The sequence below is a fragment of the Pseudanabaena sp. 'Roaring Creek' genome (genome assembly GCF_001402795.1).
In the GTDB taxonomy this organism is placed as follows: Bacteria; Cyanobacteriota; Cyanobacteriia; order Pseudanabaenales; family Pseudanabaenaceae; genus Pseudanabaena.
Window position 1 is genome coordinate 1 of sequence record NZ_LIRE01000212.1, and the last position, 14,578, is coordinate 14,578.

Annotated in this window: 8 protein-coding genes; 5 read left to right on the forward strand and 3 right to left on the reverse strand. The window is 44.7% G+C overall.

All coding sequences use genetic code 11. The annotated features are described in order from the left end of the window. The first annotated feature begins 433 nt into the window (after positions 1 to 433). From AC805_RS06905 to recN, 5 genes are all read left to right on the forward strand, one after another. Complete coding sequence (locus AC805_RS06905; protein ID WP_009625282.1) at positions 434 to 802, forward strand: response regulator transcription factor; 369 nt, start codon at positions 434 to 436, stop codon at positions 800 to 802. 210 nt (positions 803 to 1,012) lie between these two features. Beyond that, positions 1,013 to 1,540: a chemotaxis protein CheW gene (locus tag AC805_RS06910; RefSeq protein WP_055074733.1), complete on the forward strand. Its 528-nt coding sequence runs from the start codon at positions 1,013 to 1,015 to the stop codon at positions 1,538 to 1,540. Positions 1,541 to 1,677: 137 nt separating this feature from the next. Continuing rightward, positions 1,678 to 4,035, forward strand: a complete 2,358-nt coding sequence (locus tag AC805_RS06915; protein ID WP_055074734.1) for a methyl-accepting chemotaxis protein — start codon at positions 1,678 to 1,680, stop codon at positions 4,033 to 4,035. 55 nt (positions 4,036 to 4,090) lie between these two features. Next, entirely contained in the window at positions 4,091 to 10,300 is a 6,210-nt protein-coding gene (locus tag AC805_RS06920) for a hybrid sensor histidine kinase/response regulator (protein WP_055074735.1), read from the forward strand. Positions 10,301 to 10,508: 208 nt separating this feature from the next. Beyond that, entirely contained in the window at positions 10,509 to 12,332 is a 1,824-nt protein-coding gene (gene recN, locus AC805_RS06925; protein ID WP_055074736.1) for a DNA repair protein RecN, read from the forward strand. A 225-nt stretch (positions 12,333 to 12,557) separates the two neighbouring features. On the opposite strand, the gene queC is transcribed toward recN, so the two are convergent. The 3 genes from queC to arfB all read right to left on the reverse strand — a co-directional run bounded on the left by queC (position 12,558) and on the right by arfB (position 14,442). After that, the gene (gene queC, locus AC805_RS06930; RefSeq protein WP_055074737.1) at positions 12,558 to 13,226 is read right to left on the reverse strand and encodes a 7-cyano-7-deazaguanine synthase QueC; all 669 of its coding nucleotides are present in this window, start codon (positions 13,224 to 13,226) and stop codon (positions 12,558 to 12,560) included. A gap of 5 nt (positions 13,227 to 13,231) precedes the next feature. After that, positions 13,232 to 13,771, reverse strand: coding sequence for a 7-carboxy-7-deazaguanine synthase QueE (locus AC805_RS06935; RefSeq protein WP_369122826.1), 540 nt, complete (start codon positions 13,769 to 13,771; stop codon positions 13,232 to 13,234). Positions 13,772 to 14,028: 257 nt separating this feature from the next. Continuing rightward, positions 14,029 to 14,442 (reverse strand): alternative ribosome rescue aminoacyl-tRNA hydrolase ArfB, encoded by a 414-nt coding sequence (arfB, locus tag AC805_RS06940; protein ID WP_055074739.1) that lies wholly within the window; start codon positions 14,440 to 14,442, stop codon positions 14,029 to 14,031. Positions 14,443 to 14,578: the final 136 nt, after the last annotated feature.

The following is a 14,578-nucleotide window of genomic DNA, read 5'->3' on the forward strand; positions in this document are numbered from 1 at the left end:
TTTATAGCTGTCGCCAAGTGTACTAGGACATAAAACCCAAGAATTAATTGGCGGCGCGAAGCGCCGCCAATTAATTCTTGGGTTTTGATTTGTCCTAATTCAAGTGACTGTAGCTATAAAATTTGCCAGCTTAACCCGAACTGACGTTAATACGGTTAATATCTATGGCGATCGGGAAAAGTCTGATTTCACAAGATTAATAAAAATTCTTTGGCTTTAATGAGGGCATAAAGCACTATACATGCTATTTTGTGACTTGACTTTCGGCTCTAATCTAAATCTCTGGAAAGGAGAAGACTAAGATATGAACAGTTAGAAAAAAATTAACTGCTAACTTAAAATTAAGATGGGCAAAGCACAATGCCAATCATTTAATCCTAATATATTCGTTTGGTGAGTTGCTAGTGGAAGAATCCTATCGGGGCATTCATGTATGAGTACAGTTCTGGTGGTTGAAGACAGCGTGACACAGAGAGAAATGATTGAGGACTTACTTAAAGGCAGTGGTCTAAATGTTAAAACAGCAGGCGATGGTGTAGAAGCCCTCGAGCAAATGCAAGGTAGTTGCCCAGACATCGTCGTCATGGACATTGTCATGCCCCGCATGAATGGCTATGAGCTATGCCGTCGCATTAAAACCGATCCCAAAACCGAGCGCGTTCCTGTCGTGATGTGTTCGTCAAAGGGTGAAGAATTTGATCGCTATTGGGGAATGAAGCAAGGGGCTGATGCCTATATAGCTAAGCCCTTTCAGCCTCAAGAGTTAGTTGGCACTGTAAAACAGTTATTACGAAAAACTTAATAATTTCACGAAGAATGCTAAAACTATGAACAATTCTTGATTATTTAAGGGCTGTTGGTTAACATCAATACCTTAAGATTTTTCAATATTTTTCGATGTTTTATTTCCAAGGTTTTATTTTCAAAGTTTATTTCCAAACTTGAAGATATGTAAGACTTCATAGATTCGCTATTAAAAATTGCTATTTTGCAAGGTAGAGATCCTCAAATTATGGTAGGAAACCAAGAATTCTTCCCTGGCATCGGACAGGATCAAGCAACTGACTTCGATCAAGGTATTGAAGCTCCAGAGGGTGAGCTGCATTTAAGATTTTTTGTAGCTTCTGGAATTGAATTTGCTTTACCTGCAATTGGGGTCAGTCAAGTTTTAGAATATGCACCAGATCGCATAAATCCGATGCCTAATGTCTCCCCCCTATTGCTAGGTACAGTGAATATTCGGGGTAGAGTAGTGTGGGTAGGCGATCTCGGTCAGTTCTTGGGAGAAACTCCTCCCGTGAATACAGATCGGGCAGAAATCTCGATTATTGCCATTGAGGATCAGGGCATGATGTTAGGCTTAGCAGTAGAGCAGATTGGTGTAATGGCTTGGCTTGATTCTTCAAAACTCAATGTATCCAGAAATAGCTCTGACAGTATGGCTCCGTTTATCAAAGGTGAGTGGATAATGGAAGAAAGCGAGCCGTTAAAACTGCTAGATCAAGTCAATATTTTGAGATCGGCGCGGTGGGCATCCTAGGCAAAGTCGATGCATTATATGTAGATGCACTATATATAAATGACATGAAGCATGGCTAAGCAAAAAATATTAAGAAAGTAATTTCAAAATGATTTCGCACAAATGGCAGAGATTTTAGGGATTTTAGGAGAAAGCAAATGGCCTCTAGTACGCAATACCAAAAAGAATACGAAAAAGCTTCCTTAGCCTATATGCAGGGAGACTACAATCAAGCTGGGAAATTGACGCAAGAGCTTGTTAAAGCTTGCCCTAGCGATCCGATGTATCGTTTACTCCATGCCCATATCAATCTCGCCCTAGAGCGCTATCAGGATTCAATTGGCGAATACCAAACGGTTTTGCAGCTAACTGACGACAATTCAATTTTGGAGTATGCCCATAGTGGTATTGCGGCGGCTAAAGAAAGATTAGATATCAATGATGATAGTTACAATCTTGGAGCCTTAGGAAGCGCTAACGATGATTTTAGTAGTAACCAGTACGGTTACGAAAGCAATCGATATAACCAGTCAAACCAATCCACCTATATGCAGGGTTCTTGGTCAAGTAATGACAGTGGTGGACAAAGTACTGGTTCGGGGAGTTCAGAAGATTTTGATTTTGAGGATTTTAGCTCTAACTCTTCACTGAATGGCTCTAGCCAATATAGCTATGGTGCAGAAACTCAAATTACGGGTGACTCGGGATTTAGTTCTAGCTATAAACCCAGTAGCTCTTCGGGGAGCCTAAACGCCGATACCGATGTGGTATTTATGGACGAATTTGATGACTTTGATGATATTAGTGAGTCATCTTTTTCAAGTTCTTTTGGCGAATCCGATGCAACTCAGATGGTGTCTGACCGATCGCTAAATGATTTTGGCGGTCAGGACTTTACTACCTCTTCTAGTCGTAATACCACCTCGGTAGCCAGTCAGGACATCGCAACTGCAAGGTTTAACCAATCAGAAAATGAAGCAGAGTTGTTTGGACTGGGGAATATCAATACGCCAGTTGGAGCCAAGCGTGGTGGCGTGGATATTGTCACCGAAGCCTCCGACCAAGGTGGATTGTTTTCGCCCTTTGACAATATGCCCCTCAAAACTAAAGGGCTAGTCACAGCGATCGCAGCGGGCGTAGTGGCAATGGTCGCCGCAGGTGTAGTTACTAATTTCGCGACAGGCACGATCAAAGACCAAGGTGCACGCGAACAGGTTCGTAATACTGGATGGATGATGGCTGGAGCCGCCGCCTTAGCCAGTGGCGCAATCGCTTGGGGCTTGGGCAAACGTTCCACCCGACTGATTGACCAATCGACCGCCAACTTGCAAGCGCAGTTTGAAGCTGTAATTCGTGGCGATATGAGCCCCCGTGCTGTGGTTTACAGCGAAGATGAGTTTGGTAGATTAGCAGCTAGCTTTAACCAAATGATCCAATCAATTGTATCTAACACCAACGAAGCGCAACGGAAAGCTGCCGAGCAAGAACAGGCTAAAGAAGATCTACAGCGTCAGGTAATTCGTTTGCTTGATGACGTAGAAGGCGCGGCAAGAGGTGACTTAACCGTACAGGCTGAGGTAACCGCTGACGTACTCGGCGCGGTGGCGGACTCCTTTAACCTGACCATTCAAAACCTTCGCGAGATCGTTAACCAAGTAAAAATTGCGGCGCGTCAGGTAAACGAAAGCTCCCGCGAAAACGAAGCATTTGCCCGCAGTTTGTCATCGGATGCATTGCGGCAAGCCGAAGAATTGAGCGTGACCTTAAATTCAGTACAGATGATGACCGAATCCATTCAACGGGTAGCAGAGAGCGCCCGTGAAGCCGATCAGGTTGCTAAGCTTGCCTCTGAGACTGCGATTAAGGGCGGTGATGCGGTAGAACGCACTGTAGCAGGTATTTTGGACATTCGCGAAACGGTTGCCGAAACGACAAGAAAGGTAAAGCGTTTGGGCGAATCTTCACAGGAAATTTCCAAGATCGTTGGTTTGATTTCCCAAATTGCCTCCCGTACCAACTTACTCGCGCTTAACGCTAGTATTGAAGCAGCCCGTGCAGGTGACGCGGGAAGAGGCTTCGCGATCGTTGCGGATGAAGTACGCCAATTAGCGGATCGGGCGGCAAAAGCTTCTAAGGAAATCGAACAGATCGTATTGCAAATTCAGAGTGAAACTAGTAATGTGCAACAAGCGATGGAAGTTGGTACTCAACAGGTTATCGATGGTACAAAACGTGCTGAACAAGCCCGCCAGTCCCTTACCGATATTATCCAAGTTTCCCATCGCATCGAAACCCTCGTACTATCAATTACCGAAGATACAGTCAAACAAACCGAGACATCAAGAACCGTATCACAGGTTATGCAATCAGTTGAGTTGACCGCCCAAGAAACTTCGCAAGAGTCTCAGCGGGTGTCAGCCTCTCTACAAAATCTAGTAGGTGTTGCACGCAGTCTACAGGATTCAGTAGAACGATTCCGCGTTGATTCGGGTGATAAAACAACGGGAGGTCGTTAGGATTATTACCTCTAGCTCTAGCTACTCACACCCTAATCTTTGAGAGGATTCTGTCATGAACTCGGAACAACAACAGCAGCGCATCATGGGTTACTTCATCGAAGAAGCCCGAGAACATCTTCAGACAATTGAGCAAGGCGTTTTAAACTTGCAAGAAATCCTAGATGACTCCGAATCAATTAACGAACTTTTTCGAGCCGCGCATTCGATTAAGGGAGGAGCCGCCATGTTGGGTGTGGGGAGCATCCAGCATGTAGCCCACCGCTTAGAAGACTTTTTCAAGATCCTCAAGGAAAATTCACAGATAAATGTTGACGAGCGTTTAAAAAGTTTACTACTGGCTGGTTTCGATCCTTTATCAGAACTCCTTGAAGAACTGCAAGGGGGGTACAAAATATCCGACGAGCTAACTGCTGAAACCAATAATCGTGTTAAACCTGTATTTGCCGAGTTAGAAGCCTATCTCAATCAGTTAGTCACCGAGGTAGATGGCGAAATATCTACTCAGACACCTGCCCAAATATCTAGTCAAAAAGTCCCAGAAAAGGCAGTTGCTTCCATAACGCAACCCGATATTGTCTCCCAAAGGTCGATATTTCAAAAGGAAGTTACGACCAAAATGCGAGATATGTTGCAGTTATTTCGCTCAGCGGATACACCCGAAAGCCGATCGCAGTTACAAACGGTTTGCAATTATTTTCAAGAAGTTGGCGATAACTTTGATCTGCGAAATTGGACGAATTTGGTCATCCAGATTAAAAATGCGATCGCTCAGCCTAATAACTCCTACAGAACCCTCGCGCCAATTTTAATTAGAGAATTAAAGGAAGCTCAGGATTTAGTACTTGACAATCGCGAAGCGGAAATTGCGGTCTCCTCGCAGATTCAAGGTTTATTGCCCTATAGATTTTCCGAACCAGAAGATGACGAGGTCAGCACAATCTTCACCACTGCTTCTGGCGATATTGGTTTTGATGACGAGCCAATTGCTGAGGATAGGTCGATTGCCGATCGCGACAATATAGCTCGCGACCTCACCCCCCTTGATATCGATCTGTTTGCCGATGATGCTAGTGAAGTCAACGAAGAAATATTCGATCTGTCCGAGGTCAATGAAAGCCAAATCGATCAGATAGATTGGATGGATGGTGAATATGAGATCGCGGAAAATCAACATATTGATGGACCAAAAGTAGGGGCTTCAGAGTTGAAGTCCTTGGCAATTCTCTTTGAAAACGACGACATTGACTTTGATGCTGCTTGGGAAGACATCGAATCCAATGAAACAAATATGTCAAGCCAAGGAGTCACCGGCTCACCTGACAATCGCGATGATTTTGCTGACCTACTTGGCAATGCTTCTAGTAATGATGATGAGACAATCCCCAATTTAAATAATAGGGAATCTAGTATCGATCAGTTGTTTGGTGATTTTTCGACAGAAGACTCAACTGCTGAAATTAGGTCTGAAGAATCTGACGACTCCCTCTTCCCATCTGAAGACTCCCTCTTCCCAGACGATCTAGACGGTGCATTAAACCAAGTTACTGACAACTTCTCAGAATTTGAGACAGATGCTGAAGATGCTCGTACAGATGCTCAAACAAGTCAAGCGAGTATAGAGGAGCTATTTAGCAATGATTTTGGGACTGCCACAGATCTAGATGAGCAGTTTGATATGGACTTAGGGTTGGATCTTTTAGAGCAAAACTACAATCCTCAAATCGAAAATAACCCATCAAATAGTGATCGCCTTGACCCAAGCGATCGAATCAACCAGATTGACCAAATTGCCTCATTTGATGACATTAACATTAGTGAGATCAATACTGATGATATCGATTTTTACGATTTATCAGTATCATCCGCCGAGCAATTAGACGATCTTAGCGATCATAATCTTATGATTGATGCTCAGGATGAATCCGACTCTCTCTCTAGTGAAGAATATTTTGCTGAGATTGCCAGACAGGAAAACGCCATTGCGAATGGGAATAATGATGGTTCTATGGAGCCATTTGCTTTGACTTTTTCTGAAGAAGGGATGACCTTACTTGAGGATCCCTTTGCAATTGATGAAAATCTTGATGGAGTTTTGCTAGATGATTTTGCATCTGAGCCTCCTCAAGAGGCAAAATCTGAGAGACATGACACCGATCCCCTCGATACTACTGGATTAAAGATATTTGACGAACTCGGCTTCGATAGTGATGAGTTGGATGAATCAGTAACATTCAAAGAAGATCTTAGAAGTCATGACTCTCTAAGATCGATGGATGAAGAAACTAACGAAGATCTGGGTGGCTTCTTTGCTGGCATTTCCGATTTAGATGATACGACTCAAACAATCACGAATTTGAGTGAAGCTATCAACAGCAATGAACTTAATATCGATAATATTAATAGCGAAGAGGGCTTAGAGGACTTCTTTAATGGTATTAATGCCGATAGTGCTGATGCTATAAGCACTGATGTTACTGATGATATTAGTAGCGAAGAGAGCTTAGAGGACTTCTTTATGGAATCAGCCAATAATGCTGATCATAACGAGATATCTAGACTTTCTGATGCCATTGATGAATTTAGCCAGTTGGATAGCGACGACAATTTAGATGATTTCTTTGCAGCTAACAACTCTTTCGATAGTTCTCTCGCCGCCGAACCTTTGGTAGATGATGTTTCTACGGAGGAAGTAGCCTACGACTTGGATGATCGCATAGAAAATAACTTTAGTCAGCTAGATCAACCCGATCAACTAGATGATGATTTATTTGTTAATTCGGAACTGGGTTCCGAATCTATTAGCTCTGAATCTATTGGCGATCTTGGTGATATTACTGTCGATCGTGCTGAGCAAGAATTTAGTATTAATGGCGCTCCTGATGATTTGCTGGATAGCTCTGAACAGCTCGAAAACATTACCTTCATCAGCAAGGAACTAAGTAAGGAACTAAGTTATAAAGATGATTTAGCAGAGGAAATCAGTGATGCTGAATCCTTAGCTGATTTTTTTGCTGAATCCGAAAGCCATGCAATTGCATCTAGTCACAATATTAATGATGCAATTAATGATGCAATTAATGATGAACTAGACGATCGCCATTTAGCTAGCTATTCTGAGAACATCACCAATACTGACGATCTTGGCGATTTCTTTGACATGGCGGAAGATCCTCAAGATTTAAATGAACAGGAATTTGTAAATTTTGAGGAATCTGAGGATGTCAATTTAGACTTCTTAGATATGGTAACGGATGAAGACGTACCCGTAGAAAGTCCTGTCGATTTAGCGATCGAGCCCTTTTCTGAAGAGTTACTTGCTGAAGAGTTAATCGCGGAAGAGTCACTTACAGACAGCTCTGACTTGGCAGATTTATTTGTTAATGCTGGTGAAGAAGACTTAACGGTATTGGAAAGTGACTTCGATTTCGATGACAATAGAGAACTGACACAAAGCGATGAATTTGCCGATTTAACAAGTGCGCTGGATGGTGCATTAGATAGCGCGTTAGATAAGGAATTTCAAGATTTTGAATTAGAGTCCATAGAAACCGACTTGACAACTCAGGAAGATATTGATCTCGAAGTTGATAGTCCGAGCACTGCCACTACCACCATTGACAACCTAGTAGATTTCTTTCAAGGCAATGATGAAATAGACGACAATTCGCTATCCATTGAAGAAACCGTAAGTAGCGATTTGGCGATTGGCAAGTCAATAGTTTTTGACGATCCTGATTCTCTCTCTTATTTGAATCAAGATTTGAATCAAGATTTGAATCAAGATTTGAATCAAGATTTGAATCAAGATGATATAGGCTTAGATGACTCTCTCACCCAAAATACTCAGGAAAAGCCCCCCTACGCTGAGAATCAATTGCAACCAGAAGAACTCAATGGAATTGACGACAACTTCGATTTCGATGACTTAGAAGCCATGATCGGCAGTTCTATTAATGTTGCTGATGAGGGCTTAAATAGTGAGCAGACAGAACAATTCATTAGCTCTATTAACTCTATTAATAGTAATAGCACTAGTCAATTGACTCCCTCTGTCAATGTACCAAGGAGTCATCAAGATTTAGTCAGTCCTGACAATAGTTCCGACGATGATATGGATTTTGATGCCTTAGAAGCACTTCTGGGCGATGCGGATACCATCGATGTAGAAACAAACGGCGCTAACAATTTCACCTCTATATCTCCAGCACCGTCAAAGCCTACCGATGACTTTGACGAATTAGAAAATATGCTTCAGTCAGCATTTGCGAAGGATGTTGGTCCAATCAAAACTAAAGCTCCTGCGCGACCTCCTACGACTACCCGTAAGCAGAGGTTGACCGATACGACTATGCGGGTTGATGTCAAGTATCTCGATAGTTTAAATAACCTAGTTGGGGAACTGGTTGTCAACCGTAATCTGTTGGAGCAGGATCAGGAGAGACTGCAGCAGTTCATTACCAATTTGTTACATCAAGTGCAATTACTGAGCGATGTATCCCAAAGAATGCGGGATCAGTACGATCGCTCCTTACTTGAAGCTTCCTTAACTGCGGGAAGAGGTCGTTCTTACAGTAGCTTTGAGACTTCCTATGCCAATGACGGTGCAAACTCGAATAGTTCGGTTAGCAATGACTTTGAAGGCATTGAGTTCGATCGCTACAATACCTTCCACGTCCTCTCGCAGGAAATCATTGAGTTAATTGTCCGAGTTCGCGAATCTGCTTCCGACATTGAGTTCGTGGTTGGGGAAACGGATCAGGTAACCCGTCAGTTGGGAACGATTACCACCCAAGTCCAAGATGACCTCAAGCAATCGCGCATGGTTCCCTTCGCACAGATTGCCGATCGCCTACCAAGAGGTATTCGCGATCGCGCCCTTAAAACTGGCAAACAAGCCGAATTAGAGATCTTTGGGCGGGAAACCCTGATCGACAAAGCGATTTTAGAATCCTTGACCGACCCCCTTACCCACCTTGTCAACAATGCGATCGACCATGGTTTAGAAGATCCCGCCACCCGTCAAGCGGCAGGGAAATCGGCGACTGGTCGATTAACGGTACGCGCCTATCACCAAGGTAACCAAACCGTCATTTCTATTAGCGACGATGGCGCGGGGATCAGTCCCGATCGGGTTAAAAAAAGTGCTGTTTCTAAGGGAGTACGATCGCAAGCTGAAGTCGATCGCCTTAACGATACTGAGGTTTATGGGTTGCTGTTTGAGGCGGGCTTTAGTACAGCGGCTCAAGCCGATGAATTTAAAGGGCGTGGCGTTGGGCTGGACGTAGTCAAAACCTGTCTTGACGATATTCGTGGTGTCATTATCGTAGAATCGGTAATTGGCAAGGGAACCACCTTTACCATTCGCTTACCGCTGACCTTAAGTATTTCCAAGGCGATGTTCTGCATTAGCGATCGCGCGAGGATTGCCTTCCCCGTTGACGGCTTTGAAGATATGGTGGAAGTACCGCAAAGTCAAATCGTTCTTAACGAAAAAGGACAGCCCTGTTTACCTTGGCGCGATACAGTTTTACCATTCCAGCATCTCTCAAATCTACTCTCCTACAGCCGCCACCTCAGTCGCAGCAGCATCTATGGTAAGCAGGAAAACGACGAACTCTGCATTATCATTCTTCGCAACGATACGAGCTACCTCGCCCTACAGGTCGATCAATTCCTCGGTGAATACGAGATCGTAATTAAACAGTTAGAGGGTCCAATTCCCCAACCTGCGGGAATTGCAGGTGCAACGGTGCTTGGGGATGGTCGCGTTATGGCGATCGCAAACGTTTTAGAACTATTCGATATCGCCAGCGGTAGGTTGCGTCCTTCCACCTCGGGCGTACCAATTCAGCCAACTGTGGAAGAAGATGTTGCCGTCGATCCGACCGTGCTCATTGTTGATGATTCGATTACGGTACGCGAACTACTGTCCTTAACGTTTGCGAAGGTTGGCTATCGCGTCGAACAGGCAAAAGACGGGCAAGACGCATGGGAAAAACTCCGTGCGGGGCTGCCCTGCGATATGATCTTCTGTGATATTGAAATGCCACGGATGGATGGATTGGATCTGCTCTCAAGATTGCAGAAGGATTCCCGACTCAAGGAGATTCCTGTCGCGATGTTAACCTCGCGAGGAGCCGATCGCCACCGTCAGTCAGCCATACAATTAGGAGCAAAGGGATACTTCACTAAGCCCTATCTGGAAGAAGAATTACTAAGTGCATCCAAACGTCTTTTAAATGGAGAAACCTTGCCGATCTAAAATACAGTCCTTCTCCCTTGCCTTTACTGCGGGAAAGGGAAATAAAGTTCCTTTTCCTTCGCTTATCGCGGTTTTCAAATGGGTGCGTACTCATTTGAAAACAAAAAACAATCCTAGCAAGGGTTTTGAGTTTTCATTTTGCCTACGGCAAAACGAAAACTGCAATCAGGGAAGGAAAATAAGGGTAAGGGCACGATAAGAAAAACCTATGTTGTTGAGTCTCAAAATCGAAAATTTTGCTCTGATCGATCGCCTCGAACTAGAGCTATATGCGGGATTGAATATTCTCACTGGAGAAACAGGTGCGGGTAAATCAATCGTCTTAGATGCTCTAGATGCGGCGCTTGGAGGCAAGGTATCGTCGCGGATGCTTAGAACTGGCTCCGAGCGGGCAAATATCGAAGCAACTTTTTCTACAAATCCAGCGATCGCTCAATGGCTAGAGCTACAGGAAATTGATGCCCTAGATGCTAACACGCTCATCTGTAGCCGCGAGATTACAGCAAAAAGTAACCGCACCCGTATTAATGGCGTAGTCGTCAATAAGCAACAAATTCAAGAACTACGCGATCGCCTCGTCGAAATTACCGCGCAGGGGCAGACCATTTTGCTCAGTCAAGCCACACAACAGCGAGAATGGCTGGATAGCTTTGGCGATCGGATCTCCCAGCAGGCTTTATTTTCACAACGGCAAAAGGTGGCAAGACTATTTGAAATAAAGGAGCGATCGCGCAAAGCTTTATTAGAAAGACAACAAAACGAACGCAATCGCTTACAACACCTTGATATGTTGCAGTATCAGTTAAAGGAACTGGAAGCTGCAAATCTAGGAGATCCCGAAGAGTTAGAACAACTAGAAGGCGATCGCCAGCGGCTCGCCCACAGCGTGGAATTACAAAAGCATGGCTATGCGGTCTATGAAGCCATCTATCAGAATGATCTTGGTAATGCCTGTGCCGATCTGTTAGGGCAAGCCGAGTCTACCCTTACGGAAATGGTCGCCCTAGATCGCGAAGCATCGGGAATCCTCGAATTAGTTTCGAGCGCCCTCGCCCAAGTGGAAGAGGCAGGACGGCAAATCAATAATTATACCAATCGTCTCGAATCAGATCCCGAACAATTGGAAATAATCGAACAGCGAATTAATCAGATCAAACATATTTGTCGCAAGTATGGCACGCTCCCTGAGGCGATCGCCTATACCCAAAAGTTACAAAATGAACTCGCCGAACTAACCGATCGCAGTATTTCCATAGAAGATTTAGAGCGTAAAGCTGAAGCGGATTTACAGGCTTTGCTCAAGGCTTGCAAAAAGCTCACAGAACTACGCAATCAAGCGGCGATCGCTCTAGAAAAAGCCCAAATCGAGGCGTTAAAAATGTTGGCGATGGAAAAAGTTCGCTTTCAAGTGGGCATATATCCGAGCGAACCAACGGCTCTAGGTAGCGATCGCATTGTATTTGAGTTCAGTCCGAATCTTGGCGAACCCTTACAACCACTGGCAGAGACGGCATCGGGCGGGGAAATGAGTCGATTTCTTTTAGCACTCAAAACTTGTTTTATTCGCCAAGAAAGCAATGATGCTCGCTCCCTCCCCGATGACTTTGCCTATGCCCATGTTGGCACGATGGTATTTGACGAGATCGATGCAGGAGTATCTGGTCGGGTCGCTCAGGCGATCGCCACCCAACTATGGCAGTTGAGCCGCAGCGCTCAGATTCTCTGCGTTACTCACCAGCCGCTAATTGCGGCGATTGCCGATCGCCACTTTCATGTGAATAAACAAATCGTAGCCGATCGCACGCAAGTACAAATCCGCCTATTGGAGTTGGAAGAGCGCAAACAGGAACTTGCCCAGATTGCTTCGGGTATGACGGTTGAAGAAAGTCCCGAAACGCAGACAAGCAAAGAAATTAAGAAAAAGACCAATGGTAAAAGCCTGAGCAAAGAATTTGCCAATGCTGCGGCTCAAGCGATCGCCTTTGCCGAATCCTTGCTAGAACAGGCGGCTGTCATCAAATCTGAGCAATAGATACCCCCCTTCCCTCTCGAAGACCAGATTAACCAAACGTGAATTCGGGATAATTTGAAACGGGCTTTGAGAAAGGGTTTGCTACGCAAACCCTTTCTCAAAGCCCAAAAGTAAAAGCCTTGCGGAGCAAGGCTTTTATTTTTGGGCTTTTAAAATTTGCCAGCTTAACTCGAACTGAAGCTAATCAATCAGTGCGCGGCTTCGCCGCGCACTGATTGATTAGGACTATGCGTTAGCTTCGAGAATAGCCTTATCGCGAATGCGACAGGAATCGCATACCCCACAGGGAACTTCACCACCCTGATAACAAGACCAAGTAAGGTCGATTGGTACGCCCAAACGTTTCGCCCGTCGCACGATATCGGTTTTAGAATCCATCACCAATGGTGCAACCAACTTAGGAGCATTTCCTTCCACACCGATCTTAGAAGAGAGTTCGGCTAACTTTTGAAATGCCTTCAAATAATTGGGACGACAATCGGGATAACCCGAATAGTCAACCGCATTAATTCCCAAATAAATAACCTCCGCGCCTTTTGCTTCGGCTAAGGATAGAGCGATCGCAATGAACACCGTATTCCGTCCTGGCACATAGGTAATCGGTATTTCACCCACCTGCACGCCCTCCGTCGGCACATCAATATTTCCATCAGTCAAAGCCGATCCTCCCCACTGCGATAGGTTCACATCGACAATAAAATGTTCACGAATGTGTAATGCGGCAGCAACTTCCCTTGCGGCAAGCAATTCTCGCTCGTGGCGTTGACCATAGCGAAAGGATAGGGCAATCGGTTCGTAGCCATCGGCGATCGCTTGAGCTGCCGATGTGGCTGAATCGAGCCCACCTGACAATAAAATAATCGCTTTCCGTTGAGGGGATTCTAAGCTTGCCATCTCAATTACCTTACTCCTAATAACTTGTGGGTTTGGATACTCACACACCAGTTAGCATGGCTTAATACATATTGCAGTACCAGATCCTTACTACTAGCAGTTTCCCACTCAGCCTGTAAATATTTCATCACATTTATCGCAACTTTTTCCGCATTCTGTTCCGCCCATATTAAATCCGACGCATCCTTAACGACGATCTTCAATTCATTCACCCGTTCGTAAATGCTGGCATGGGGAGGTTTAAATCGCTTGGGCGAAAAGGTGACCCAGTCAAAATTGCCGCTAAAGGGATGCGATCCCGATGTCTCAAGATGCACTCGCAATCCCTGAGCCTTTAGCTCGGCAGTCAATTCCGTGAGATCATGCATCAAGGGTTCACCACCAGTAATGACCACGATCGCAGGTTTCGCCGCGATCGCTTGCTTAACCAGATCGGCGATCGCTATTTGAGGATGTCTTTTCATATTCCAAGATATCTTGGTATCGCACCAAGGGCAGCCAACATCACATCCTGCCAACCTGATAAAAAACGCATTTGTTCCCATCCATGCGCCTTCTCCTTGTAAGGAATGGAAAGTCTCTACAATGGGTAAACTATTTGCAAAATTAACTCGATTCACTCTGATTCCGAAGCGCTAGGCGCTACTATAAACAACAAATATGGCGTAGCCATTTCTTCACTTGGGATTAGGGTCACCTTCTAAGTAGCTGGGCATAATTAAAACCCAGAATCAAAACCTGTAGCGCACGCTGCGCGTGCGCTACAGGTTTTTGGATTTTATATTTAATTGCGCCTAGCTACTTAATCTTTAACATTACCTCGCAAAGCTTTAACTTCTCCCCTTCTAGTTTTATCCTCAATACGTCGATTTTGAGCAGTACGGGATGGTTTGGTGGGCTTACGCTTGGTGGGAATCACCGTCACACTTTGGATCAATTGCTGAAGACGACTGAGCGCATCATCACGATTTTGGTCTTGAGTCCGATGCTGCTGCGCCTTAATGATGATAATTCCATCTTTGGTAATGCGGCGATCGCTTAAATTAAGTAGCCGCTCCTTATATATCGGTGATAGAGAAGATGCATTGATATCAAAACGAAGATGGATCGCAGTCGATACCTTATTTACGTTCTGCCCACCTGCACCTTGGGAGCGAATCGCGGTAATACTAATTTCGTCGAGCGCTAGAGATGTATATTTAGTAATTTGGAGCATGGAATTGTCTAAAGCGGATCGAGAAAGCCTATTCTATAGTATAGCTGCCGCCAGTTTTGTTAGGACAAAATTAAAACCCTAAAGAGAGTTGCCGCGCGGAGCGCGGCAACTCTCTTTAGGGTTTTATGTCCTGATA

What these genes read in the sequence shown, in the direction of transcription:
- AC805_RS06905 (WP_009625282.1), top strand. Translation starts at nt 434, where the DNA reads ATGAGTACAGTTCTGGTGGTTGAAGACAGCGTGACACAGAGAGAAATG.
- AC805_RS06910 (WP_055074733.1), top strand. Translation starts at nt 1,013, where the DNA reads ATGGTAGGAAACCAAGAATTCTTCCCTGGCATCGGACAGGATCAAGCA.
- AC805_RS06915 (WP_055074734.1), top strand. Translation starts at nt 1,678, where the DNA reads ATGGCCTCTAGTACGCAATACCAAAAAGAATACGAAAAAGCTTCCTTA.
- AC805_RS06920 (WP_055074735.1), top strand. Translation starts at nt 4,091, where the DNA reads ATGAACTCGGAACAACAACAGCAGCGCATCATGGGTTACTTCATCGAA.
- recN (WP_055074736.1), top strand. Translation starts at nt 10,509, where the DNA reads ATGTTGTTGAGTCTCAAAATCGAAAATTTTGCTCTGATCGATCGCCTC.
- queC (WP_055074737.1), bottom strand. Translation starts at nt 13,226, where the DNA reads ATGGCAAGCTTAGAATCCCCTCAACGGAAAGCGATTATTTTATTGTCA.
- AC805_RS06935 (WP_369122826.1), bottom strand. Translation starts at nt 13,771, where the DNA reads ATGGGAACAAATGCGTTTTTTATCAGGTTGGCAGGATGTGATGTTGGC.
- arfB (WP_055074739.1), bottom strand. Translation starts at nt 14,442, where the DNA reads ATGCTCCAAATTACTAAATATACATCTCTAGCGCTCGACGAAATTAGT.